General features: G+C 41.1%; 19 protein-coding genes. 4 read left to right on the top strand and 15 right to left on the bottom strand.

What is annotated here, in order from left to right; genetic code table 11:
* Positions 1 to 59 precede the first annotated feature (59 nt).
* From addA to ACYQ35_RS08935, 6 genes are read right to left on the bottom strand one after another with little or no spacing between them, the layout of a single operon-like run.
* The gene (addA, locus tag ACYQ35_RS08910; RefSeq protein ID WP_459832491.1) at positions 60 to 3,653 is read right to left on the bottom strand and encodes a helicase-exonuclease AddAB subunit AddA; all 3,594 of its coding nucleotides are present in this window, start codon (positions 3,651 to 3,653) and stop codon (positions 60 to 62) included.
* 2 nt (positions 3,654 to 3,655) lie between these two features.
* A complete protein-coding gene (addB, locus tag ACYQ35_RS08915; RefSeq protein WP_459832495.1) occupies positions 3,656 to 6,988 on the bottom strand; it encodes a helicase-exonuclease AddAB subunit AddB in 3,333 nt (1,110 codons plus the stop codon).
* Positions 6,989 to 6,998: 10 nt separating this feature from the next.
* Positions 6,999 to 7,559 (bottom strand): tRNA 5-(aminomethyl)-2-thiouridylate-methyltransferase MnmM, encoded by a 561-nt coding sequence (locus ACYQ35_RS08920; RefSeq protein ID WP_009461991.1) that lies wholly within the window; start codon positions 7,557 to 7,559, stop codon positions 6,999 to 7,001.
* A 59-nt stretch (positions 7,560 to 7,618) separates the two neighbouring features.
* On the bottom strand, positions 7,619 to 8,866 hold the full coding sequence (gene hflX / locus ACYQ35_RS08925) for a GTPase HflX (RefSeq protein WP_459832501.1): 1,248 nt from the start codon (positions 8,864 to 8,866) through the stop codon (positions 7,619 to 7,621).
* 4 nt (positions 8,867 to 8,870) lie between these two features.
* Positions 8,871 to 9,398, bottom strand: coding sequence for a tetratricopeptide repeat protein (locus tag ACYQ35_RS08930; RefSeq protein ID WP_459832505.1), 528 nt, complete (start codon positions 9,396 to 9,398; stop codon positions 8,871 to 8,873).
* A gap of 11 nt (positions 9,399 to 9,409) precedes the next feature.
* On the bottom strand, positions 9,410 to 9,769 hold the full coding sequence (locus ACYQ35_RS08935) for an ArsR/SmtB family transcription factor (RefSeq protein ID WP_009461994.1): 360 nt from the start codon (positions 9,767 to 9,769) through the stop codon (positions 9,410 to 9,412).
* A 263-nt stretch (positions 9,770 to 10,032) separates the two neighbouring features.
* On the opposite strand from ACYQ35_RS08935, the gene ACYQ35_RS08940 reads away from it, so the two are divergent.
* Entirely contained in the window at positions 10,033 to 12,408 is a 2,376-nt protein-coding gene (locus ACYQ35_RS08940) for a metallophosphoesterase family protein (protein WP_459832511.1), read from the top strand.
* Between the two features lie 72 nt (positions 12,409 to 12,480).
* Here the strand turns inward: ACYQ35_RS08940 and ACYQ35_RS08945 are convergent, their stop codons facing one another.
* The gene (locus ACYQ35_RS08945; protein ID WP_459832514.1) at positions 12,481 to 14,715 is read right to left on the bottom strand and encodes a heavy metal translocating P-type ATPase; all 2,235 of its coding nucleotides are present in this window, start codon (positions 14,713 to 14,715) and stop codon (positions 12,481 to 12,483) included.
* Positions 14,716 to 14,871: 156 nt separating this feature from the next.
* On the opposite strand from ACYQ35_RS08945, the gene ACYQ35_RS08950 reads away from it, so the two are divergent.
* Positions 14,872 to 15,318 carry a GNAT family N-acetyltransferase gene (locus tag ACYQ35_RS08950; RefSeq protein WP_009461997.1) on the top strand — a complete coding sequence of 149 codons (447 nt, stop codon included), beginning with the start codon at positions 14,872 to 14,874 and terminating at the stop codon, positions 15,316 to 15,318.
* Between the two features lie 19 nt (positions 15,319 to 15,337).
* Here the strand turns inward: ACYQ35_RS08950 and ACYQ35_RS08955 are convergent, their stop codons facing one another.
* The 7 genes from ACYQ35_RS08955 to aroD form a co-directional block, all read right to left on the bottom strand.
* Positions 15,338 to 16,012, bottom strand: a complete 675-nt coding sequence (locus ACYQ35_RS08955) for a uracil-DNA glycosylase (RefSeq protein ID WP_009461998.1) — start codon at positions 16,010 to 16,012, stop codon at positions 15,338 to 15,340.
* 24 nt (positions 16,013 to 16,036) lie between these two features.
* Positions 16,037 to 17,512 carry a sensor histidine kinase gene (locus ACYQ35_RS08960; protein ID WP_009461999.1) on the bottom strand — a complete coding sequence of 492 codons (1,476 nt, stop codon included), beginning with the start codon at positions 17,510 to 17,512 and terminating at the stop codon, positions 16,037 to 16,039.
* Positions 17,512 to 18,189: a response regulator transcription factor gene (locus tag ACYQ35_RS08965; RefSeq protein WP_009462000.1), complete on the bottom strand. Its 678-nt coding sequence runs from the start codon at positions 18,187 to 18,189 to the stop codon at positions 17,512 to 17,514. Before ACYQ35_RS08965 ends, ACYQ35_RS08960 begins: the two co-directional genes overlap by 1 nt.
* Positions 18,190 to 18,254: 65 nt before the next feature.
* A complete protein-coding gene (locus tag ACYQ35_RS08970) occupies positions 18,255 to 19,148 on the bottom strand; it encodes a ComEC/Rec2 family competence protein (protein WP_459832537.1) in 894 nt (297 codons plus the stop codon).
* A 131-nt stretch (positions 19,149 to 19,279) separates the two neighbouring features.
* Positions 19,280 to 20,296, bottom strand: a complete 1,017-nt coding sequence (gene aroF / locus ACYQ35_RS08975; RefSeq protein ID WP_459832542.1) for a 3-deoxy-7-phosphoheptulonate synthase — start codon at positions 20,294 to 20,296, stop codon at positions 19,280 to 19,282.
* Positions 20,293 to 21,297, bottom strand: a complete 1,005-nt coding sequence (gene aroB / locus ACYQ35_RS08980; RefSeq protein ID WP_459832547.1) for a 3-dehydroquinate synthase — start codon at positions 21,295 to 21,297, stop codon at positions 20,293 to 20,295. The genes aroF and aroB overlap by 4 nt, the downstream gene beginning before the upstream one ends.
* A 20-nt stretch (positions 21,298 to 21,317) precedes the next feature.
* Positions 21,318 to 22,079, bottom strand: coding sequence for a type I 3-dehydroquinate dehydratase (gene aroD / locus ACYQ35_RS08985; protein WP_459832551.1), 762 nt, complete (start codon positions 22,077 to 22,079; stop codon positions 21,318 to 21,320).
* Between the two features lie 122 nt (positions 22,080 to 22,201).
* Here aroD and ACYQ35_RS08990 point away from each other — a divergent pair, with 122 nt between their 5' ends.
* Positions 22,202 to 23,077 carry a shikimate dehydrogenase gene (locus ACYQ35_RS08990; RefSeq protein ID WP_459832555.1) on the top strand — a complete coding sequence of 292 codons (876 nt, stop codon included), beginning with the start codon at positions 22,202 to 22,204 and terminating at the stop codon, positions 23,075 to 23,077.
* Between the two features lie 29 nt (positions 23,078 to 23,106).
* Here the strand turns inward: ACYQ35_RS08990 and ACYQ35_RS08995 are convergent, their stop codons facing one another.
* A complete protein-coding gene (locus tag ACYQ35_RS08995) occupies positions 23,107 to 24,456 on the bottom strand; it encodes an MATE family efflux transporter (RefSeq protein WP_459832558.1) in 1,350 nt (449 codons plus the stop codon).
* A gap of 103 nt (positions 24,457 to 24,559) precedes the next feature.
* On the opposite strand from ACYQ35_RS08995, the gene ACYQ35_RS09000 reads away from it, so the two are divergent.
* Positions 24,560 to 25,033 carry an NADH-quinone oxidoreductase subunit NuoE family protein gene (locus tag ACYQ35_RS09000; RefSeq protein ID WP_009462007.1) on the top strand — a complete coding sequence of 158 codons (474 nt, stop codon included), beginning with the start codon at positions 24,560 to 24,562 and terminating at the stop codon, positions 25,031 to 25,033.
* Positions 25,034 to 25,058 lie beyond the last annotated feature (25 nt).

A 25,058-nucleotide genomic window follows, 5' to 3' on the forward strand; every position in this document is an offset into this window, starting at 1 on the left:
TAATATTATTAGTCAATATAATATTATTTAAGAAATTATGAAGATTTATTGCGTTATTATTAAATTGAAATTTCCTTCTGCAAAAACAGAGAATAAATAATTTTTTCTTTTACCTTTTTCTCCGTGAGCCTTTCCAAAGCCTCCCCATAATAATTTAACTGACCGCTATATTTCGCTTTTAATTCCAGCCCGTTTTTCACTCTGTCCGTTTTATAGTCTACAACGGCAAGTCCGTCCTCTTCCTCCAGCCAAACGTCAATAATTCCCTGTATTAAAAGAGTTTCTTCTATTTTTTCTTCCGGATAAATCTCTTTTGCAGGCACACCGAGAACAAAAGGCTGTTCCTTAAAAAGTTTTCCACATTTTGCGCATTTCTTCATTCTCTCTGCTATATCCGTCCGCAGGAAAGTTAAAAGGTCTTTTATGCGCACACATTTTTTCATCTCTTCGGAAATTCTTCCTTCCTCCGTAAGATGTTCCAAATATTCCTTCAGGCTTTCATAAGTGTACTCTTTTGTAAAATCTAACAGTTCCAGTACCTTATGATAAGTTGTTCCCCGCAAAGCGCCCTTTATTCCTTCTTCTTCCGTGAGAACTTTCGGCAGAATCGGAATAATTTCTTCTTCCCGAATCAAAAGTTCTCCCGACTCTTCTGCAAGGTTTTTTCTTTTCTTCAATTCGGAAACAGTAAATTTTAATTTTAAGTCATTTTGATTTTCATACGGATATCGGTATGAAAACTGTTTCTCCAACCGCTCCTTGAAATCCGGAGCAAAAATCTGCTCCGTATCCCAGTTCTGCAATTTTTCTTTCGTATATTCTGCGCCGGTTTCCTCCTGTACTTCCTTTTGTACAAGTTCCTCCAAATTGATGACCGACACTTTTCCGACTCTTCGCTGCTCTGGATATCGCAAAAGCGCCGGTAATACCCAGTCGAAATAACTTCCCGCTTTTGAGAGCATCGTAAACGGCAACTGCTTTTCCTGCCGATTTTCCAAAACGGCATATGACATAAATTTTTTCTCCACCTGCGAAAGCGTTCCCGTCATAATCAGTTTTTCTTTTGCGCGGGTGAGGGCCACATAGAGTACGCGCAGTTCCTCCCCTATATTTTCCAGCATAACTTCTCTTTGCATTGTCTTTTTTAGGAAGGTAGGTGATTTCATACGTTTCTCCAAATCAACTCTGTCCAAGCCGATTCCCAGTTCCGCATGGGTTACAATCTCCCCTGTAATATCCTGCTTATTAAAACGCTTATTCATTCCCGAAACAAAAACAATCGGAAATTCCAATCCCTTGCTTTTATGGATACTCATGAGACGGACGGCGTCCGCCTGTTCATCGGCAATATTTGCCTCCCCGTAATCCACATCGTATTTTTTCAACTGTTCCATATAGCGGACAAAGTTAAACAGTCCTTTATAACTTGTTCCTTCAAACGCTTTCGCCTTCTCCAAAAGCATATCTAAATTTGCTTTTCTCTGTTCGCCTCCCGCCATTACGGCAACTTCATATCCGTATCCGGTCTCCTCAATCACTCGCCAGAGCAATTCGTGTATAGCAGTATACGGTATCATTTCCCGAAAATATTCTATCTGTACAAACAGTTTTTCCAGACGGTTTGCGAGAAGAGAATTTTTTCCTTCCTTTATATAACGTCTCACACAGCAATAAAAAGGAACTTCCTTATCTAAAGTGCGTATTTCTGCCAACTCTTCCCCCGAAAATTTCCCCATTCCCGATGTGAGAACGGAAACAAGTGGAATATCCTGATTCGGATTATCCAGCACCCGCAAATAATTCAACACCGTCTGAATTTCCTGTGTTTCAAAATACCCCTCTTTACTTCCCGTATAAGTCGGAATCCCTTCTCGGTTTAAAATCCTCGCAAATACGTCCGTCCACCCTTTCAGACTTCGTGTCAGAATAACGATATCTCTATACCGGATTTGACGAAATTCTCCCGTTTGCTTATCCTGCACCCGGTGTTGCGCCATTAATTCCTTAATTCTTCTCGCTACCGCTCTCGCCTCAAGTTCACGGGCAGTTTCTTCCACCTGTTCCTCACTCTCGCCGTCCATATCGACATCAATGACAAGCACTTCCGTCTCGTTTCCTTCTTTTTCTTTATAATCCGCCCCTACATATAAGGCAGCCTTGTCATCGTACTCCACTTTCCCGAGACCTTTTGTCATGATTTGTTCAAAGATAAAGTTGGTACTGTCCAGCACTTCTCTCCTGCTTCGGAAATTCTTATGCAAATCAATCCTCTGCTTTGTACTGTCCTCTATATCATATGTATCAAACTTTTCCATAAATAACTCAGGGCGTGACAGACGGAACCGATAAATACTCTGTTTTACGTCCCCCACCATGAAAATATTATTTTTCCCGCAGCCGACAGTAGATACACTTGTAAGAATTGCTTCCTGTGTCAGGTTACTGTCCTGATATTCGTCGATCATAACTTCCTTAAATCTTTTCTGATACTCTCTTGCCACCGGAGACGGTAAAAGGGCATCGCCCTCCTCCACCGTAAGAATCTGAAGCGCCAGATGCTCCATATCCCCAAAATCAATCAGATTTCTGCTTCGTTTTGCCTCCGTGTACAGGCGCCCAAATTCTTTTACGAGAAAGACAAGTTCCTCCATCGTTTCTTTTGTTTTTGCCATATCCACTGCCATCTCTTCAATCGGCTGGAACAGATATGTTTTGACAATGTCCGTAAGTAAATCTTTTGTCTGTTTTCTTGTTTCCTTTACAAAGGCAGAAAGTTCTTCCGACACACTTTTGTCTCGGTTTGGTTTTAATCTTTCTCCTGTCGGACAGTTCCTTTTTTCATAGAATGATGACAGGCTGTCCGACTGCAAAAATGATTTCCACCCCTCCGCTTCTTTTTCAAGCGTTTCCTTATACATATATGGACCGTCCGGCTCTTCGCATGCTGAAATTCCCGATTCTAATATGGATACCGCATCTAAACCGTACCGTTTTATATTCTCAACTGCCCTTTTACAGTAGTCTGTATTTTCCAAATCTGCCGCGTCTTTCACATCATAAGGCTGTATGCAGGAGTCTAACCATTTCTCCCCGTTTGGATAACTCCCCGAGAACGTATATAACTGTAAAATAAATTCTTCCAGTTTTTTGTCATCTCTTCCCGTGGCAAAACGCTCCACAAAGGAGAGAAACTTTTTATCGGCTTTTTCATACTGTTCTTCCAACAGTTCCTGCAAGACCTCTTTCTGCAAAAGTTTGAGTTCTCCCTCCTCGCCAATGCGGAAACTCGGATCCAAATCTATCGTATGGAAATATTCCCGTATAACCGAAAGACAGAAACTGTGAATGGTCGTAATCATTGCACTGTGAATTAAAGTGGACTGTTTCTGCAAATGTACATTGTCCGGATTCTCTTCCAATTTTTTCTCAATTGCCGACAAAATCCTTTCTTTCATCTCCGAAGCTGCCGCTTCCGTAAATGTCACGATAAGAAGTTCGTCCACATTGATTGGCGGTTCGTCTTTTGTCAGCATCGTAATAATACGCTCTACCAAAACCGCTGTTTTTCCTGAGCCTGCCGCCGCCGACACAAGGATATTTCTGTTTCGCAGAGAGATTACTTTCTCCTGCTCCGGTGTCCAATTCACTCCCATATTTACAGTTCCTCCATCATTTTTTTCAATACTTCTTCGTCACTCAACCTGCCAAGTTTGCGGTACTCACAGCCCTCAATCTTTTCATCAAAATGGCATACTCCCTTAAACTGACAGAAATCGCAGCCATAACTCGTTCCCATTTCATAAGGGGAAACCTCGATTTCTCCCTCCTCCATTCTTCCTTCTATATCTTTTACTTCTTTTTCCACATACCTGGAAATAATAGAAAACTCTTCTTCTGAAAACGCTTTTGATGTCTTGGAAAGGCTTCCGTTTTTGTTTTTTCCCACCGGAATTGCCAGCGAATTGCCGCTGAATTCCCTGTCCAAATGGTTAATGACTTCCTCGTTTGCATTTACAATTCCGTCCAATCGAAGTTTGGATAAGACCGTTTCTTCCCATTTGTCCTCCTCCACTTTATCAATAATCGGATCTTTCATCTGGTAATAGAAAAGCCCCGCCGGGACAACTTTTTTCTCCGGCTGTTTTCTTCTCTCCAATTCCACCGCCATATTCATATACATTGCCAACTGCAGTTGCAGCCCGTGATAAAGAGATGCCAGACTGAACGTCTTTGTACCTGTCTTATAATCAATTACTTTTACATATACCCTGTCTTCCGTTTCATAGATGTCAATTCTGTCTATCTTTCCTTTTCCAAAAGAAACCTCGTAGCCGCTTGGAACAAAATCGCCCTTCTCCAACTGTTTTGCCAGCGCCCACACAGTGCGTTTCATCATTCGTTTGATGCGGGTAATCATATATTCATTTCTCGCCGAACTGTAGAGAACCGTATTTCCATAGTCCGTAATGCTCGTTTCCACGCTTTCCTCAATCAGTTCCTCCTCCACTTCTTTCGGCAGGGTTGTCCATGTATACCCGCTTTTAACAAGATTTCGGGAAAATATTTCGATTGCCCTGTGGAAAATATTCCCCAAGTCGACAGCCTCAAACCTATACTCTTTTCTCTCTTTCAACCGCAGACCGTAGGATAAAAAATGTGCAAATGCACACGCCGCAAATCTTTCCAACCGTGTGACACTTCCCTCAATCTTTTCTCCGTAAAGTTTTTCTGCCATCTGTTTTGACAGCCTGTCTTCCGGCATTTTATAAAATCCCGCTTCAATCAGATTGTCAATGATTCCTTCCCAATCTTCATCTTTCCGATAAGACGTATATAATTCCAGCCATTCGTCGGTAATCTCTTCCCTTCTTCTCTGCAAACCGGAGATAATATAGGTAATCCCCGCTTTTTTCGTCAGTTCCAACTCGGTAAACTTCTTCTCCTCTTCCTCGTTTACATGAAGCATCGGGTATAATCTTTTTAAATCCTGCAAAAAATATGCCGGTCGTATTCCCTTTCCGTCTCCGCTCACTTTGCTGTAAGAGACATATACTTTTTCACTCGGTTTTGTCAGATTCATATACAGGTAGAACTTCTGAATGTAAATCTTCTCTTTTCCGTTCGGTGCAAGCGGGATTTTCCGTGCCTCAAATATTTTCCTGTCCTGTTCCGAGAGAAGACCGTTTCCCGCCTGATTTCCCGGAATGAACACATCATTTGCCCCGACAAAAAACAGTACTTTCACTTCTTTTAACCTTGTTCTCTCCATATCACCTACAATGACTTCATCAATTCCCGGCGGAATCACGCCGACTTTCGCCTCCTCAAATCCTGCGTCCAACAGGGCACAATACTCTTTTAGCGGTAAATATTCATCGCCCAAAAGTTCAATAAATTTATCAAAGATTTCAATTACGATACGATAAATCTGCGCATACTCTTTTGCAAGCGCAGGTTCATTATTCTCCTGAAATGTTTCCTCATATTTCACCAATTTTTCCTGCAACTTCTCCTGCATAAAGAAACTGTGGAGCGCAAGAGTAATCTCCGTCACCGTCTTTCTTCTCTTTTTCAAAACGCTCATGACGTCCTGAATCATCTTTACAAATTCACTTCGGATTTCATTGACTTTTTCTAACTCTTCCTCCGAAAGTCCCGTGTAAGTGCGAACCCATTTCTCATTCCACTTTTTATATCCTTTTATCCCCATAGCGATAACATAGTTTTCCAGTATGTCTATATCTTCCCGTGAAAACCCAGTAAGCCCCGTTCTGAGAAATCGGAACACACTCTCGTAAGTCAAATTTTGTTCCGCCATCGCCAAAAGACTTCTGATATATTCCACAAAAGAATTCAACAAAACGCTTCGCTTATAATCCATGAAAATCGGAATAGCGTACACTTCTGCCATTTTTTCCATATAGTCCGCATAAGTTGCAATATTTCCTGCAATAATTGCAATATCCCTGTATCTATATCCTTTTATCCGCACTAAATGACGGATTTCCTGCATAACAAAAGCAGTTTCGTCCTTAGGCATCTTTGCACAGTGGAGAGATAGACTCTCCTGTTCCCCCGAAAAACTGTCTGTCGTATATCGGAATAAATGTTTTTCCAAAAATGCCAACGGAGGATTCTCGCGAAAACGATAAGCAGGATTTTGCGGCAGACAGACCGGCGCCACAATCTCCACTCTCTCCTCTTTAGCAAGCGCTGTCAATCCTGTCACCAGCCTTTTACTTAACGCAAATAACTGATACGGGTGAGTAAATGTATACGGATTTTCTCTCTCATCTATCGTCACGGTCACAACAACTTTTTTGCAGACATGGAGCAATTCTTTCATCACTTTATCCTGCACGGGCGTAAATCCCGTAAATCCGTCAAAGGCAATAACACTGTCCTTTAAGATATCCGATTTCCCAATAACGTGACACAATACGTCCAAGAGTTCCTCGTTTGTAATATATTTGTCGGAAAGATACCGCGAAAATCCCTCATAGACTTTTGCAATATCTTTTAATTTCCACTGGAAATACGTTCCTTCTTCCACAGAATCCGCCATTTTATCCAGAGTATCAACGTCAATGTTATATTGTGCAAACTCGGAAAGAACAGATTTCATCTCCCCGATATAACCGTGTTTCTTTAAATTTCCACGCAGTACCTTTAACTCGTCCTCGTTATCCCCCGCAATCTTTCGCAAAATCAGACTTTTCCCTGTATCATCTAAAATAATCCTCTGATTTCCACCTACCTCTTCAAAGATGCGGTGGGCAAGACGCCCAAAACTCAGCACATCAATATTCATAATTCCTTTTCTTTCATGTGCCATAACTAAGTCCTTTTGTGTCTGCATGGTAAACTGTTCAGGGACGATAACGAAATAATTTTCTGCAGGGTTTTTTATCGATTCTTCCACAATGTACCGATGTAAATAGTGTGATTTTCCCGCACCTGAACTGCCGAATATAAATTGTAATGACATGCTTTTCCTCCTATAGTTTTATTATCATCGCCGGAATGGGCGGATTGTTTGGACGGTTGTAGTATTCACTCACTATGACAAGATATTTTTTGCTGTCCAACGTGCGCAAATATTGTAAAATCCCGTCTTTTTCCTCAAATCCGCTGTCTCCGCCACTGTAAATACAAAGGCTCATCAGACCTCCCTTTTTTAATAGAGACAAACCGGTTTCTATTGCCTTTATACTGCTTTCCTTTTTTGTGGAAAGTGAATGATCCCCACCCGGAAGATAACCGAAATTAAATACAATGCAGGATACTTCTTCTTTTACAATCTCACCGATTTCCTCATGACTTTGTAAAATCAGTTCTGCCCTACTGTCCAGTTTCTTTTCCTCCAGTCTTTCCTTCGTTCTTCGGAGAGCCTGTTCCTGTATGTCAAAAGCGTATACTTTCCCCTTTTCTCCCACAAGTTCTGCCAACAGCAATGTATCGTTTCCGTTTCCCGCCGTTGCATCAACACAGGTTTCTCCCTCCTTTACATGATTTTTTATAAAATGGTGACACCACTCTGTTATCTGATATTTTTTCATCTTCTTCTCCATTATACAATGAACGGAGAATTCCCATGAAATTCTCCGTTTTTCTTTTCTTATTGAATTTTGCCATAAATTTCTACAGGTACATAGGCTTTGACAAAAATGCCCTCTTCCCTATATTCTTCCGTGAGAAGTTCACCGTACTTCCGAATCAACTGGATTTTTCCCGCTTCGGCATAGGAATAAATTCTCTCCACCAGCACTTTCTGCTGGCGCAATACTTCCTCAATCGTTTCCAGAAGACCGCTCAGACCTTCTCCCGTCTTTGCGGAGATTTTTACAATATAATCCGCCTTAAAATCTCTTATAATCATTTCACCGTCAGCCTTATCCTGCTTGTTAAACGCAGTGATAATCGGTTTGTTTACCACTTCCAACTGCTGCAGCGTCTCATACACGATATGCATCTGCTCGTCCAACTGTGGATTTGAAGCGTCCACAACATGCAAAATAATATCCGCATATTTCGCCTCCTCCAGCGTACTTTTAAACGCTTCTATCAGATGATGCGGCAGTTTTCGGATAAATCCTACCGTATCCGTCAAAAGAATCTCCTGTTTGCTCTGCAATTTCAGTCCTCTTGTTGTCGGATCCAGTGTGGCAAACAGTTTGTCCTCCTCCAAAACGGACGCCCCTGTCAGTTTATTTAACAGGGTGGATTTCCCCGCATTTGTATAACCTACGATGGCAACAACCGGAAGATGATTGCGGTTTCTCTGCTCACGTGTCACTTCCCTGTGACGCTTCACTTCTTTCAGTTCTCTGTTCAACTGGGCGATTCTTCCTTTGATTAAACGTCTGTCCATCTCCAGTTTCTTCTCTCCCGGTCCTCTTGTTCCGATTCCGCCGCCAAGTCTTGAGAGAGATTTCCCAAGACCTACAAGTCTTGACTGACGATATTTTAACTGCGCAAGTTCAACCTGAATTTTTCCTTCGCTTGTAGACGCCCGCTCCGCAAATATATCCAAAATAATCAGTGTTCTGTCCATCACTTTCGTATCCAGTGCGTCCTGAAGATTTCCCAGTTGTGCAGGGGAAAGTTCGTCATCACAGATAATTCCGATTGCCTCCGTCTCCCACAGAAGTTCTTTAATCTCATCAATCTTTCCTTTACCCACATAAGTACCCGGGTGAATCTGCTCACGTTTCTGTATCACTCTTCCAACGGTAACCGCCCCCGCAGTTCTCGCCAGTTCCTCAAGTTCGTCCAATGATTTTTCCATGTCATCATTTTCCTCCACGCTGACACCGACCAAAATAACTTTTTCTATTTCTTTTGATAACTCTATCATTTCTGCCATATTTTTATCTCGTCTCCAAAAATTCTGCTTCCTTTTTTGCCTTCTCGTCGTCAGGATACTTCTCAACATATGCTGAAATTTTTGCCTTTGCACTGCTCCAATCATTGAGTTTTTCATAGGCAACAATCTCGTTGTAGGACATTTCCTGCAACTGTTTTTCATTAAGCCCATCGCTGCTCATGCCTTTTAAATAATACGAAAGAGCCTCCTCATAGTTTTCTGATTTCATCTCACAGTCGCCCAAAATCTGATAAACGGTCGCCGTAGGTTTCCCCTTTTCTTTCAGATAATTTAGCATTGCCTCTTTCGCTTTATCATATTCTTTTAATTCCCAGTAGGCAATTCCCTGTCCGTGATAGGCTTCCGCAACCTGTTCTCCCCCGTCAATTGCTTTATCAAAACTTTTTATCGCTTCTTTGTACTCTTTTTTCTCCAGATGTTCTATCCCTTTATCCACTTTTCCCGCACAGCCTGTCATTAAAACCGTGCATACAAAACACAACAATATCGCCGTTTTTCTTTTCTTTATCATGATGTTTCTCCTTATTCTGAAATATGCTCCATTCCCTGATTTAAAATCGTCTGAATATGTCCGTCCGCCAAAGAATAAAATACCGTTTTCCCCTCTCTTCTATTCTTTACTAACTTCACCTGCTTTAATACACGAAGTTGGTGTGAGATAGCCGACTGCGTCATCTGAAGTACTTCCGCCAAATCACACACGCACATTTCTGACTGCAGCAGTACATACAAAATCTTCACCCTCGTGGCATCTCCAAACACTTTAAAAAAATCTGCCAAATCAGTCAGCGTCTCCTCTTTTGGCATATGCTCCTCCACCTGATGGATTGCTTTTGTATGAATATGTGTCGAGCCACAACACTCCACTTCTAATTTTCCCATGTTATACTTCCTTTCTAAACACTCTAAACTTATTATAACGGATTTCCCTTATCGGTCAAGTTCTCCCGGTACAACACGTTCCATTTTTCATTCACCTTACCAGTCTCCAATCTATCAATAAGTCTGATTTTATCATATTGTTCTTACAAATGTAAAGGGTTGGTAAAACTGTGTTAAAGTTCGGTAAGTTCTCTTACAAAGAAATTTTAATCTGCTATAATCCCGTTTGTAAACATCAAAACGAACATGAAAGGAAAGCAAAGATGAAGATGAATATGAAAATCGGTGCAGTTACTCTTGCCTGTGCCATTACTATCGGAAGTACACCTCTTTCTGCCATGGCAGCAGAAGTTCCACAGAAAAAAGAACCTTTAAAAATCGGTGTAATGTCGGACACCCACTATTTTTCTAAAAGTTTATACGGAGACTGCGAAGATTTCACAACGGCAATGAACTCCGACCGAAAAATGTTAAAGGAAAGTGACGCCATACTGACAGGCACATTAAATCAACTTGTAAAAGATGAGCCTGACGTTGTAATGATTTCCGGCGACCTGACAAAAGACGGGGAACAGGTAAACCATGAGGCGGTTGCCGAAAAATTGAGCGAAGCAAAAGACGCATTGAAGAAAAAGGGTGTGGACACTAATTTTTTTGTTATCAACGGCAATCACGACATCAACAATCCTCACGGAAAAGGTTTTTCTTCCAAAACGGCACAGGACGCAGACAGAACAACTGTAGAGGAATTTCGTGAAATCTACAAAGAATTCGGATACGGTGAAAATACAGTGCAGTACAACCCTGACAGCAATCGCGGCGGAAGTCTTTCCTACGTTACGCAGTTGGCGGAAGGATACACACTCATTGCCGTAGATACAGGCAAATACAGCAGCGACCAGACAGACAGCAAAGAAGATTTGCAGGAAACAGGAGGAGTTATCAGTCCAAAACTTTTAGACTGGGTGACCGCGCAGGCAGAAAAAGCGAAAGCAAAAGGCGATACCGTCATGGTTGTGCAACATCACGGAGTTATCCCTCACTTTGAACAGGAACAGACATTGATGGCCGACTACCTCGTTGACAACTGGGAGGAAGTGCGTGAAGCATACGCAGACGCCGGAATCAGTTACGTTTTCACGGGGCATATGCACGCAAACGATATTGCCTCCTACACATCTAAAAACGGAAATACTTTATATGACATTGAGACAGGATCTCTTGTAACTTATCCTTCCCTGTTCCGCAGTATCACTGTACAGAACGGAACGGACAAAACAAAAGACGGTAATACACTCACTACAAAAATGGAAACACCGGGAACAATCTCCTATGAAGATTTCGACACGGGAAATGTACAAAAAATTGAAAATCTGACCGAGTACGGCAAAAAACTGACGTTATCAAACGAGGTTATCCGCACAATGATTACGGAAGGACTGCTTTCTCCTATGATAGATTCCACATTGGCAAACGGTGGCAGCAAAGCACTTGTGGCGGATTTATTACAGGTAACCCCTGAGCAGACAAGCCGGACTCTTGTAGAAATGCTCACACAACTTCTTCCGACTACAAAAGAGAATGGTCTTCCACTCAGTGTATCCGGATTTAACTTCCGCATTTACTACGATGCAGCCGAAAAATGTATCCGTATCAGTCAGGATACTTCCAAGACAATTTCCGCAAAGCAGGAAGGTGTACTGGAAATCCCGCTGGAAAACGGAGAAACGATTTCCATAACATTACCTGAAACTTTCCGAAAAACTTTAGCAGAACAGATTCAGACCGCCGCCATGACAGAAGAAAAAGCAGCGACAATAGAACTTTTCGTTTCCAATGAAAAACTGTCAAACTTTTTTGACCAACTGTTCGCAGACGTAGACAATCATCTGCTCGGAGACAAAGACGCACTGTTTTCCATTGTAGAAACATTAGTAAACCGGATTTTAGACAGTAAAGTAGACGATACGCACAACGTATTTGATTTAGTCAACTATGTATATCAGTTACACCTTGCAGGTAATGAATCGTGCGATGCGTGGGCTGCGGCAGCAATCCAAAAAATACAGCAGGGCAATCTGCTTCCTGACATTTTAAAAGAAAGTATAAAGGCAACACAGCCTACGATTAAAAATGCCCTCTCTAAAATCAACATGAATTTAGAAACAGTTTTAGACAAAGGCAATAACAGTTTAACAACAAACCTGGCATACGGTGTCATTACAGGAATGATAAAAAATGCGGGTGATATAGTGGATATGGTTGATTTAAGCACACTGCTCCCTGAAAGTATCTTAAAAGAAATTAATACACTTGCATATAATGCTGCCTATACAATGTCACACGATGAAAATTATCAGGAAGATTTAGATACTTCTATTTTGATGGAAGGAAAAACAAGTTGGGAAACGCCTGAAGTTCCCGAAACGCCTGAAACACCTGAAATTCCTGAAATTCCTGAAATTCCTGAAACGCCACAGAAACCTCAGACACAAAAACCTGTTCAACACCAGCAAAATGTAGCAACAAAAAAACCTGCGCAGACAGTAAAAACAGGAGATTCCTCAAAAATTTCACTTACTCTCCTTATGCTTACGTTCAGTGTTGGGGCTATGGGATTGATTCGCAAAAAACGGTAATATACAAACAGACACTTCATTCTGTATGGAGTGTCTGTTTTACTATTCATAAATTACTGTTTTCTCTGTCACTTATTTTTTATATAAAATTCGTATCGCATTTAATACACAGAGCATTGCCACTCCTGTGTCTGCAAAAACAGCCAGCCACATATTTGCAAAACCAAGAAGTCCAAGTATCATTACAAGTACCTTTATCGCCAAAGCAAATACCACATTCTGTACGGCAATCTTTCCCGTCTGTTTCGCAATACGGATTGATGTCGGTATCGCCTCCACGGAAGAAGTCATAAAGACAACATCTGCCACTTCAATGGCAACGTCCGCACCGCTTCCCATCGCCGCTCCCACGTCTGCCCCTGCAAGCACAGGCGCATCGTTGATACCGTCACCGACAAACATAACTGCCCCCTTCTCTTTACGAATCTGCTGCAGTTTTTCCAGTTTATCCTGCGGAAGAAGTTGTGCATACACATTGTCAATTCCAACTTCTTTTGCTATGGCATCTGCACTCTTCTTTGCATCTCCGGTCAGCATTGTAATGTCCACTTTCTCTCCTTTTATCTGACGAACGGCTGAAATCGCATCTTCTTTAATTGTATCGGAAATGACAAGATAACCGATGAATTTTCCGTTTAAGGCAACTAAAACTTCCGTACCATAAGATTTCTTTTCGTACTGTTGTAAATCTATCTTGTTTTCTTCCATCAAAGTACGGTTTCCGCAGAGAATTTCTCCTTCTTTCAATGACGCGCGAATACCTTTACCGGAAATCTCTTCCGCTTTCTGCGGACGCTCCAGTTTTAAACCTTTTTCTTTTCCCGCTGTGACAATGCTGTTTCCAATAGGGTGAGTGGAAATCAACTCACAGTTTCCCGCTAAACGAAGCAGTTCTTCTTCCGTTCCTTCCACAGCCACACATTTCTGCAGTACAAAATTCCCCTCTGTTATCGTTCCCGTCTTATCTACAACAACCTGTTTTACATCTTTTAATGCTTCCAGCGCTACGCCGCCCTTAAACAGAATTCCTCTCTTAGAACCCGCGCCGATCCCCGAAAAGAATGCAAGCGGAACGCTTAGAACTAACGCACATGGACAACTGATAACAAGGAATGTAATTGCCGTGTAAATCCAATGTTCCCAATTTCCCGTAAATATTGACGGAAGAATTGCAGTCGCCAATGCAAGACCAACTACAAACGGAGTATATACTCTGGCAAATTTTGTAATAAATCTATCAATCTTCGGCTTACTTGATGCCGCATTTTCCACAGAATTTAGAATGCGTGTTACCATAGAATCTTCCAAAACTTTTTCTACTTTTACTTTCAGCACGCCTGTTAAATTGACACAGCCCGAAGTTACCTTCTCACCAACTTTTACTTTGACCGGAACCGGTTCGCCTGTCACTGCTGAAGTATCTATCTGACTTTCTCCTTCCACGATAACGCTGTCCAGCGGAATTCTGTCACCGGCACGAACAAGAACAATGTCTCCAACCTGTGCATCTTCCGACGGAATTACTTCTACCTTTTCACCTGTCATTCTGTTTACCACTTCCGGACGCAAATCAACTGCCTCCATAATCTGCGAACGGCTTCTTTCTACCGCAATATGCTCAAACAATTCTCCAATGCGATAGAAGAGCATAACGCCTACCGCCTCTGAAAATTCCCCGATGGCAAAGGCAGATAAGGTTGCCAGACTCATTAAGAAGTTTTCATCAAACACTCTTCCTTTCAGAAGGTTTTTCCCCGCAGTAAGAACAATTCCTCCTCCAAGTATAAGATATGAAAGTACAAATAAAACAATCGGAACTATTTCCATTTTACCATTACAAATCACTCCGGCAATAAACAGCGCCGCTCCTATGCCAATACTGATGATTTCGCCTTTTTTATTCTCTTCTTTCTTCTCTTCGCGAAGCGCTTTTACACTTCGCTTTTTCTCTTTAATCACAACTCCGTCTTCCACAGAATCACATGCCTTTTGCAACAATGGAAGTAAATCTTTCTCCGAATCCGAAGCCACCTGTAACTGTTTTGTGGCAAATGTAAGAATTGCCTCCTCAACTTCCGGTAACTCATTGATCTTCTTCTCGATTTTACTCGCACAGTTTGCACAATCTATATTTTCTATTGTATATATCGTTTTCTTTGCATGACTTGTTAATTCTTTTTTCTCTTCCACATCATGATGATGTCCACAACATTCATGGTGATCGTGGCCTCCACAGCATTCATGATGCTCATGATGGTCATGGTGGTCATGACCGCAGTTACATTTTTCCGTCTTATGTCCTGACATACTTGCTCCTCCTTTATATGAATAACTGTTCATATGTTCATATAACCACTTTTTTATAATTTTGTCAATAGAAAATACAAAAGATTTTTTATTTTATTCAAAAGAGTGAACATGATATACTGTCATCATAAAAGTTAAATTCAACAGGAGGTAATAATGATACTGAGAAAATATAATTCAACAGACTGTGAGCAATTAGCAGAATTATTTTACGACACCGTTCATACGGTAAACGCAGAAGATTACACGGAAGAACAGTTAAATGTATGGGCAACCGGACAGATTGACTTGGAAAAATGGAATGCTTCCTTTGAAAAAAATCATACAGTTATTGCTGTTGAAGAAGATAAGATTGTCGGATTCGGTGATATGGATAAAACAGGCTATCTTGACCGCCTGTATGTCCATAAAGATTATCAGAGAATGGGAATTGCCTCTTCCATCTGCGATGAACTGGAAAAACATTTTTCTTCCTCTTTTACTACACACGCATCGATTACGGCAAGACCGTTTTTTGAAAAGAGAGGATACACGGTTGTGAAGGAACAACAGGTAGAGAGGGGCGGCATTCTTCTTACGAATTTTGTAATGAAGAAAAACTAAAGAGAGGGAATCCCCTCTCTTATCTGCTCTCTATCTGCCAGTCAATCGGCTCAACTCCATGTTCTTCTAAAAACGCATTTGTTTTACTAAACGGTTTACTTCCAAAAAATCCGCGATATGCCGACAGCGGACTTGGGTGAGGCGCTTCCAAAATCAAATGTTTCGGATTTGTCAACATTGATTTCTTTGCCTGTGCAGGTTTTCCCCACAAAATATATACTATCGGTCTGTCCTGTGTATTTACCGCGCGGATTGCTGCGTCCGTAAATTCTTCCCAGCCGATTCCCCTGTGAGAATTCGCCTGATGAGCCCGCACAGTCAGAACCGTATTGAGCATAAGTACACCCTGCTCAGCCCATTTTGTCAAATATCCGTGATTTGGAATAACGCACCCCAAATCATCGTGTAACTCCTTATAAATATTTACCAGTGAAGGCGGAATCTCCACCTCCGGCTTAACAGAAAAACAAAGCCCATGTGCCTGATTTACATTGTGATAGGGATCCTGCCCCAAAATAACCACTTTCACATTTTTCAGCGGTGTCAAATGAAACGCATTAAAAATATCATCTGCCGGCGGAAAAATAAGGTGTGTATGATATTCCTCCAAGACCTTCTTATGTAACTCAGCATAGTATGGCTTTCTAAATTCATCTTTTAACGCGTCCAGCCAGTCATTATTAATTGCTCCCATATCGGTATCTCCTTCTTTATTTCCTTATTTCAAATCCAATTCCATAAAAAATTCTACACCGTTATCATAATTCTTCACGCCATATGATTTGTGGAAAGATTCCATAATCGCCTTAACGATGGAAAGTCCTATACCGTTTCCTCCATACTCTCTTGTGCGCGCCTTATCCACTTTGTAAAATTTATCCCAAATATGCCCTATATCCTCTTCCGGAATCGGAGAACCTGTGTTGAATACAGAAACTCTCACCGTCTCTTCCTTCTTCACAATCTTTATTTCAATTATATTCTCTCCCGCCACATGATTCAAGGCATTACTGATATAATTTCTGATAACCTGTTCCGCTTTAAACTCATCTGCCCACACATATACAGATTCTTCCATAATGAAATTGATTTTGACACCTTTTTGCTGAATCAAAATATCGCATGACTGAATGACACCGCGCACTAACTCCACAATATCAAACCGTTCAAATGATATCTCCTCCTTGCCAAACTCTAACTGGTTCAGCGTCAGAAGATTTCTCACCATCTGATTCATCTTATTCGCTTCGTCCATAATAACATCACAGTAAAACTCGCGGCTTTCCACATCGTCACTGATTCCTTCTTTCAATCCTTCCGCATATCCCTGAATCAGTGCAATCGGTGTTTTTAATTCATGAGAAACATTTCCCAAAAATTCCGTACGCATCGTCTCTATCTGTTCTTTTTTCTCAATATCTTTCTGTAATTCGTTATTTGCACTCTTTAACTCAGAAATGGTTGTTTCCAATCTCTGTGACATTTTGTTAAAATTGCAGCCCAAAATTCCAATTTCATTTTTCCCGCCGCTTGTGTATTTTGCATCAAAATCTAAATCAGCCATTTTCTCCGAGAGCATCGCCAACTCTAAAATCGGATCGGTAATCTTCTTTGAAAAATACCAAATAATCACGATACTGATAAGGATAACCCCCACTCCGATATACATGAGAAAACGGTTAAAAATCATGACACTTTCACGTATACTTTCCAGCGGACTTCTAAAAAGAAATACATTTCCATTAGAAAAATTTCCCCACATCTCCAAATATTCCATTTTATTCCGCGGGTCTTTCGCCTTTCGCAGTTCATAGTTATCGCTTGACTTCAAAAGCGTACTTTCTTCCTGATTAATATTAAAACGGTAGCCGACTAAACGTGTTTTCAGCTCTTCATTTTCCGAGTCTGTACGCATTTTAATCCGTATGCTTCCGGTGGCATCTGTCACAATAAGAGAGACGTTGCTTTTCTCCACCAACGGCCCTAAAGTCTTATTCAGACTTTCGGAATCCATTTCCTTATTTTCCTCCATCAGTTTATTAAGAGATTGATATATATTTGTTAGTACCTGCATTTTATTTTGTACATAGTATTCCTCGAGAAATCTGCTGTTCATAACAAACACCGCTAGAAGAATAAACATTACAATTCCAATAAATACAGTTGCCATCTGACGTTTTATTGAATATTTCATTACGACACCTCAAATTTATAGCCCATGCCCCAAATCGTTTTAATATAATCACCTTTATCGCCCAGTTTACTTCTTAATTTCTTCACGTGAGTATCTATTGTTCGCGCATCGCCAAAATAATCATAATTCCATACATTATTCAATATTTTTTCTCTTGAAAGTGCAATACCCTGATTTTCCACAAAGTATGACAGCAATTCAAACTCCTTATAACTCAACTCAATCGGCTGATTGTCAATGGTAACAAGATGCGCCGTCTTATCTATCACAATTCCACCCGCATCAATTGATTCCTCAGAAAACAATACGTTTGTCCTTCTTAAAATTGCTTCAACTCTCGCCACCAGTATTTTCGGACTGAATGGTTTCGCAATATATTCATCTACTCCCAAATCAAATCCCTGTAACTCATCTTTTTCATCTGCTCTTGCCGTCAGCATAATGATAGGTACCTGTGAAACCTGTCGCACTTCTCTACACACCTGCCAACCGTCCATCTTCGGCATCATCACGTCCAAAATTAAAAGTGCAATGTCTTTATTATCATAAAAGACGTCCATTGCCTCAAGGCCATCTCCTGCCTCAAGAACGGTGAACCCGTCCCTCTCCAAAAAGTCTTTGACTAACTTTCTCATTCTGCTCTCATCATCTACTATTAATATTTTCAATCGCTCCATGATTTCTTCTCCTCGTCACCTGTTTTCTTTTATCCTAACAGAGAAATATGTTCCTTTTGTGAAAATCACAAATTTTCCCTTATCGGTTTTACATTGCTCATCAGTTTTTTTCCGTCACTTGTCAAAATAATCGTTCCCTGCTCATCTGTACGAAATAATTTTATCTTTCTTTTTTTAACTCTTTTCAATACTGATTTGTGGGGGTGTCCGAAGGGATTTCCCTCTGCACAACACACTACAGCATACTCGGGGGAAACTGCTTTTAGAAATTTCATCGAATTCGTATCACTGCTGCCGTGGTGGTTTAATTTTAACACGTCCGATTTCAGATACACATCTTTCTCCGACAATTCCTTTTCCAATGTTTTGCTGATATCACCACAAAATAAAAAACTGTGTTTTCCATTACTGATTCTCAAAATTAGAGAAGAATCGTTCACATCTTCATAAATTTTGTTTGGATTTGGGGCTAAAAACATCATTTTCACCTTTCCGAGCGTTCTCACTTCTTTCCACTTCGGTACGGTTATTGGTATTTGTTTTGCCTGCGCAGTCTCCCGAATATCCCGATAAGTATGTGTCCCATATGTCTGTTTTGGTAAAAATAATTCTCCAACTTCAAAATTATATAATACTGCGTCAATTCCTCCGATATGGTCTTCATGCCCATGCGTCCCAACTACATAATCCAAGTAAGTTATCCCCTCTTTGCGAAGATATTCGACCACTTTTCCACCTGTCGCATTTGTTCCACCGTCAATCAGCATATTTTTTCCACCCGACTGTATCAAAATGGATTCTGACTGCCCTGTATCCATAAAATGTACTTTTAATTCTCCTGATGCGTCCTGTAGAACTTTTTTCGTTTCCCACTTCTCCTGAAAACGAAAGAAGATAACAGTCAGGCAGAAAATAGTGATTATAATACTAATCCGACGGATTCTCCTGTTCCTATTCATATTGCACACTCCTTTTTAGGTAGTGTGCCACGTTTTAACACTCTATTATTCGTTTAAATAAATCTTTCTGCGCAGCGCGGAATCACTATAACTAAGAGCGGGAACTTTTCAACTATTCCCGCCCTTTTCTATTACATACTTCTTCCGACAACTTCTGCCACTACTTTGCATTTGTCAATCATCGCCTTAAATTTCTCCGGTTTCAATGACTGCGCGCCATCACTCCATGCACATTCCGGATTATCATGTACTTCCACAATCAAACCGTCGGCCCCTGCTGCCACCGCCGCAAGCCCCATGGATTCCACAAGTTCCCAATCTCCCGTAGCATGGGAAGGATCAATAATAATAGGAAGGTGACTCTTACGTTTGATAATCGGCACAACGCTCAAATCCAATGTATTCCTCGTATACTTTTCAAACGTGCGGATTCCTCTCTCACAGAGAATAACCTGATCATTTCCCCCTGCCATAATATATTCCGCAGACATCAGCCACTCTTCGATTGTATTTGCCAAACCTCGTTTTAACAAAATAGGTTTGCGGATTTTTCCCAGCGCTTTTAGCAAATCAAAGTTTTGCATATTTCTGGCGCCTACCTGAATCAAATCCACATTTTCTACAAATTCATCAATTTTATCTGCACTCATAATTTCAGATACAATCGGAAGACCTGTTCGTCTTCTCGCCTCCACCATAGCCTCAATTCCTTCCGTTCCAAGTCCCTGAAAAGCATATGGTGATGTACGCGGTTTGTACGCTCCCCCGCGAAGCATGTCCGCTCCCGCATCTTTTACTTTCTGCGCCAAATCACAGATTTCCTCTTTTCCCTCCACGGAACACGGACCTCCGATGACAACTACTTTTTCTTTTCCGCCGATTTTTACTCCTGCCACATCAACTACGCTGTCCTCCAAATGAAAGAGACGATTTACCTTTTTATAAGGCGCGCCGATTCTTGTCACATCTTCAATCCATTTATTTGCGCGAATCTTTCTTTCATCTACAATGGTTGTATCCCCAACAATACCGAATACGTTATAATTTGCCCCCTGAATAAAGTTTACCTCTAATCCCTGCTGTTCAAAACTTTTAACAACTTTATCTACTTCTTCCTGCGGTGCATTTTTCTTACATGTAATAATCATATTTTATTCCCCCTCAAACTTTCTATTTCTATCGGGAGAAGTTTCGCCTCTCCCACCTTATCCACCTGTACAACGGTAACATATTTTCCGTTTGCTTTCTTATCTTTTTTAATAAAATGTATCACTTCTTCCACATCATAATCAGCGGACAGCGGAACATTTAATTTACATAAAACTCTTCTCAGCCGTTCCCTGATTTCTTCATTTTCCAAAATCATCATCATTCCGATACCGACACATTCCCCGTGGTAATATCCTTCCAAATGGTAAATGCTTTCGATGGCATGTCCGATTGTATGGCCGAAGTTTAAAATCTTTCGCAAATTTTCTTCTTTCTCGTCCTGTTCCACCACATTTTTCTTTACATGCAGGGCGCGGACAATAATCTCTTCCAAATCTTCCTCTATATTCTCAGTCTTTTCAAAAAGTTCAAATAACTTTTCATCTGCAATCAGCCCCGCTTTTACCGCCTCGACAAGTCCGTTATGATAATGTCTTTCCGGCAAAGTGGACAGTGTGTTCAAATCAATAAGCACCGCCTCCGGGTGATAAAACGTACCTACAACATTTTTCACTTCGCCCATATTTACCGCTACTTTTCCACCAATGCTGGAATCAATCTGCGATAGAGTTGTTGTCGGGATAGATGCAAACCGCATTCCACGTTTAAACGTCCCCGCCACAAATCCACTCAAATCACCAATCACTCCACCGCCAAGCGCGATAACTAAATCTTTTCTTGAGAAATCCAGTTCAAGCAGCCTGTTCAAAATCTGCTCATAAACCGTAAGACTTTTCGTTTCTTCCCCCTGCTTTGCAACAAAAAGACAGCCTTCTTTACACTGGCTCAGCACTTCTTCGTAATACTGTTTTGGCACACCCTCATCGGTGATCACCATCACTTTACAGTCCAAAGAAATGTATTTCTCCAAGTGCAGACGGCAGTCTCTTTCTATATAAATACGACTCGTTTTCTCAGCCAGTTGAATATTCATTTCCATTTCTCTCACCTCATTTTCCTCTATCTTAACTGATTATGTATCGTTGTCAATATAAAATCCAATTCTTTCACATCTATCTGTCCCGGTGCAGACGCTTTTCCTGCCGTTCCGAAAGTCATTGCCGAACCTACCAATTCCCCTGCCAAACGGCTTATAACACCCTGCCCTGCCATAGACATTGTCACAATGGGCTGTTTTACATACAGCCTGTTCATTTCTTCCGTGGCAGCCAAAAGTTCCAGCACGTCTTTTACCGATTGGGGCATCACTGCCAGTTTTACAATATCCGCCCCCATTTTCTGCATTTCACATAATCGCCTTATTATCTCATTTTTTTGCGGCGTCTTATTAAAATCGTGACTGGAAACAATCACTTTACTTCCCAGTTCTTTCAGTTCCTCTATAAGACTGTCCGCATTTTCAAATGCAACTCCCTCCACGTCAATTAAATCTGCCATTTTGGTTTTTGCAACCTCTATGTTCAATCTTCTGTATTCGTCCCGGGAAATTTCTTTTTCTCCACCCTCGTTCGCCGTCCGAAAAGTGAATAAAACCGGAATTTCCCCTACATATTTCCGCAACTGCCGCAAAACATTTTCCACTCTCTCCCAATCGAAAATACCGTCAAACCAATCGCCCCGCCATTCTAACATATCCGCTTTCTGCTGCCGCGCCTCTTTCACCTGCTCTTCCACTTCCGCTTCTGTTCCGGCTACAATCGGCACAACGATTTTCGGTTTTCCTTCTCCTATGACGGTCTGCCTCACTCTCACCCTGTTCATGTACTGCCTCCAAAATAAATAAATTATACTTATATTACCACACTTTTCCCCTCTACAAAAAGGATTTTCTTGACTTCTTTTCAAAAGGGTTTTAGTCTATAAAAATAGAGGAGGGTTTTGCAATGAACAGACAAATTGATGGACACACCATTTTAACGGGACTTCTCGGCATCCCGGTTTCCCACAGCATTTCACCCCTTATGCACAACGAGTCTTTTCGACAACTGGGGTTAAATTATATTTATCTCGCTTTCGATGTTGATGTGAACAGATTGGAGACGGCAGTTGAAGGATTGCGCGCACTAAATGTACGCGGTTTCAACCTGACTATGCCAAATAAAAATGAAATGTGCAGACTCTGTGACAAACTGTCTCCTGCCGCCAAAATCAGCGGAGCGGTAAACACCGTTGTAAATGATAACGGTGTCCTTACAGGATACACTACGGACGGCATCGGTTATATGCAGTCGTTAAAAGAAGCAGGACACGATATTATCGGTAAAAAAATGACTATGCTCGGTGCGGGAGGCGCATCTACCGCCATACTTGTGCAGGCCGCACTTGACGGGGTAAGGGAAATATCTGTATTCAACAACAGAAGCGCTTCTTTTCACCGCATGGAAAAAGTTATTGAGGACTTAAAAAACGTATCCGATTGTGAAATTCATTTATACGATTATTCCGATGAACATATACTTCGCCGTGAGATTTCCGAAAGTGTTTTGCTGACAAACGGAACTTCTGTCGGCATGTCGCCGCATACTGACGCCTCGATTATCACAGACGCAGATATGTTCCACAAAAATTTAATCGTTTCCGATGTCATCTACAATCCGCGGGAAACAAAACTTCTTCGCATGGCAAGAGAATCCGGCTGTCCGACGCTTAACGGACTTTATATGCTTCTGTTTCAGGGGGCGGAGGCGTTTAAACTTTGGACCGGAAAAGAGATGCCGGTAGAAAAAATAAAAGAGAAATACTTTCAAAACGGGACGTAGCCTTCTTACAAAAGACTACGTCCCGTTTTTTACTTACCTATAGACATTTTTTTCATCGTGCGTCTTAACAAAAAAACAGCAACTACTGCAGATACCGTTTCCGCTATCGGGAAGGTAATCCATACGCCCGTCAGTCCCATCACTTTTAATAGGACGATAGATAGCGGTACAATAATGATCAATTGGCGAAGCAACGAAATCATCAGGGATTCTATCCCTCTTCCCAATGACTCAAATACACCTGAGTACACCGTTCCGATTGTGGATACGATAAATCCAAGACCGATAATGCGCAATGTTTCCACACCCATTTTCATCATTTCTTCGTTTGCATTAAACATTTTCAAAATCTGTTCGGGAATGCCGACAAATAATACCGTTCCAAATATCATAATTGCTCCCGATACCATAACGCTCACTTTAATCACCTGTCTTAAGCGGTGATGCAGACCTGCACCATAGTTGTAACTGATAAGCGGACGCATTCCCTGAATAACACCATTTGCAGGCATATATACAAATGTCTGCAATTTGAAATAAATTCCGAGAACTGCAACTGCCGTCCCTGATACCGCGGAAATGATTCCATTTAAAATACCAATTAAAATAGATGGCATGGAAGTCATAATCCCTGACGGAACAGCCACCATATATAACTGTTTGGTAATCTGTTTGTCAAAGCGAAATCCTTTAAATTTGATGTGAATTCCTCCACTATCTTTACAGAATAAAATTATAGCTAAAGTACAGGCAGATATTTGCCCAATGACGGTTGCAACCGCCGCTCCCTGTACACGCATTTCCGGAAAGCCAAACAGACCAAAAATTAAAATAGGGTCCAAAATAATATTGATAATCGCACCCACTGCCTGCATAATCATCGGCATGATCATTTTTCCCGTCGCCTGAAACATTTTTTCAATGGCAATCTGAAACAGGCTCCCGAAAGACAGGCAGATAACGATATAAGTATACTGACAGCCCCATTTGAAAATATCCGGATCATCTGTGAACAGACGGAAAAACGGTTTGATACAAAATATACCGATTAAAATAAACATAAGCGAATGTATTGCCGTAAACACTATTCCATGTGTGGCAGTCCTGTCAACCATATCCTGTTTTCCCGCGCCCATATTTCTTGCTATCCCCGCATTTAGTCCTACACCAAGTCCTACCGCCACGGATAAAACAAGGTTTTGAAGCGGAAAGGCAAGTGACACCGCCGTCAGCGCATCTTCCCCAAGTTGTGCTACAAAAATACTGTCCACAATGTTATACATGGACTGAATCAGCATGGACACCATAGGCGGAATTGCCATAGACATCAAAAGTGGAAACACGGGTTTTGTTCCCATTACATTTTTTGTTTTATTCATTTTCAACCTCTTTCCTTTTACTCTTCTTTTCCCTTGCATAAACATTTTTCTCATAGTATGATTGTTCATTATAGTAAAAATTCATTTAGAAGGGATTGTAATTATGATAAATAATATAGAAGATAAATACTTGCAGTTTAAAGAAACCACAGAATATTATCAATCATTGCAAATGCAAAATGATCAGGAGACACTCGTACAATTTTTAAGGGAAACTCAGGATATTTTCGGTTGTATTCCCGCTGATGCCAAGATGCAGATCGGTGAAATCATGGGAATGAAACCTTCTCTCATTGATAAAATCATTTCCATGTATCCGAGTCTGACTGCCGAAAAATTTCAGACGGAAATCATCGTCTGTTCCGGCGCTTCCTGCTCCTCCAAAAATGCACAAAAAGTACTTTCTGAAATCCAGACACTTTTGCAAATCCGTCCCGGACAGGTGACAAAGGACGGAAGATATAAACTGACTGCCAAGCCTTGTATGAAACAATGTAAAAAAGGCCCTAATCTTATGATAGGCAGCACGATATATCATAACATAGATTCAGAAAAACTGAAAACACTTTTATTATAATTTTTTACGAAAGACTAACTATTAA

Source organism: Faecalimonas hominis (assembly GCF_054660755.1).

Bases quoted from the DNA above. Each gene is read 5' to 3' on its own strand.
- addA (WP_459832491.1), bottom strand. From the start codon at position 3,653: ATGGGAGTGAATTGGACACCGGAGCAGGAGAAAGTAATCTCTCTGCGA.
- addB (WP_459832495.1), bottom strand. From the start codon at position 6,988: ATGTCATTACAATTTATATTCGGCAGTTCAGGTGCGGGAAAATCACAC.
- ACYQ35_RS08920 (WP_009461991.1), bottom strand. From the start codon at position 7,559: ATGAAAAAATATCAGATAACAGAGTGGTGTCACCATTTTATAAAAAAT.
- hflX (WP_459832501.1), bottom strand. From the start codon at position 8,866: ATGGCAGAAATGATAGAGTTATCAAAAGAAATAGAAAAAGTTATTTTG.
- ACYQ35_RS08930 (WP_459832505.1), bottom strand. From the start codon at position 9,398: ATGATAAAGAAAAGAAAAACGGCGATATTGTTGTGTTTTGTATGCACG.
- ACYQ35_RS08935 (WP_009461994.1), bottom strand. From the start codon at position 9,769: ATGGGAAAATTAGAAGTGGAGTGTTGTGGCTCGACACATATTCATACA.
- ACYQ35_RS08940 (WP_459832511.1), top strand. From the start codon at position 10,033: ATGAAGATGAATATGAAAATCGGTGCAGTTACTCTTGCCTGTGCCATT.
- ACYQ35_RS08945 (WP_459832514.1), bottom strand. From the start codon at position 14,715: ATGTCAGGACATAAGACGGAAAAATGTAACTGCGGTCATGACCACCAT.
- ACYQ35_RS08950 (WP_009461997.1), top strand. From the start codon at position 14,872: ATGATACTGAGAAAATATAATTCAACAGACTGTGAGCAATTAGCAGAA.
- ACYQ35_RS08955 (WP_009461998.1), bottom strand. From the start codon at position 16,012: ATGGGAGCAATTAATAATGACTGGCTGGACGCGTTAAAAGATGAATTT.
- ACYQ35_RS08960 (WP_009461999.1), bottom strand. From the start codon at position 17,512: ATGAAATATTCAATAAAACGTCAGATGGCAACTGTATTTATTGGAATT.
- ACYQ35_RS08965 (WP_009462000.1), bottom strand. From the start codon at position 18,189: ATGGAGCGATTGAAAATATTAATAGTAGATGATGAGAGCAGAATGAGA.
- ACYQ35_RS08970 (WP_459832537.1), bottom strand. From the start codon at position 19,148: ATGAATAGGAACAGGAGAATCCGTCGGATTAGTATTATAATCACTATT.
- aroF (WP_459832542.1), bottom strand. From the start codon at position 20,296: ATGATTATTACATGTAAGAAAAATGCACCGCAGGAAGAAGTAGATAAA.
- aroB (WP_459832547.1), bottom strand. From the start codon at position 21,297: ATGGAAATGAATATTCAACTGGCTGAGAAAACGAGTCGTATTTATATA.
- aroD (WP_459832551.1), bottom strand. From the start codon at position 22,079: ATGAACAGGGTGAGAGTGAGGCAGACCGTCATAGGAGAAGGAAAACCG.
- ACYQ35_RS08990 (WP_459832555.1), top strand. From the start codon at position 22,202: ATGAACAGACAAATTGATGGACACACCATTTTAACGGGACTTCTCGGC.
- ACYQ35_RS08995 (WP_459832558.1), bottom strand. From the start codon at position 24,456: ATGAATAAAACAAAAAATGTAATGGGAACAAAACCCGTGTTTCCACTT.
- ACYQ35_RS09000 (WP_009462007.1), top strand. From the start codon at position 24,560: ATGATAAATAATATAGAAGATAAATACTTGCAGTTTAAAGAAACCACA.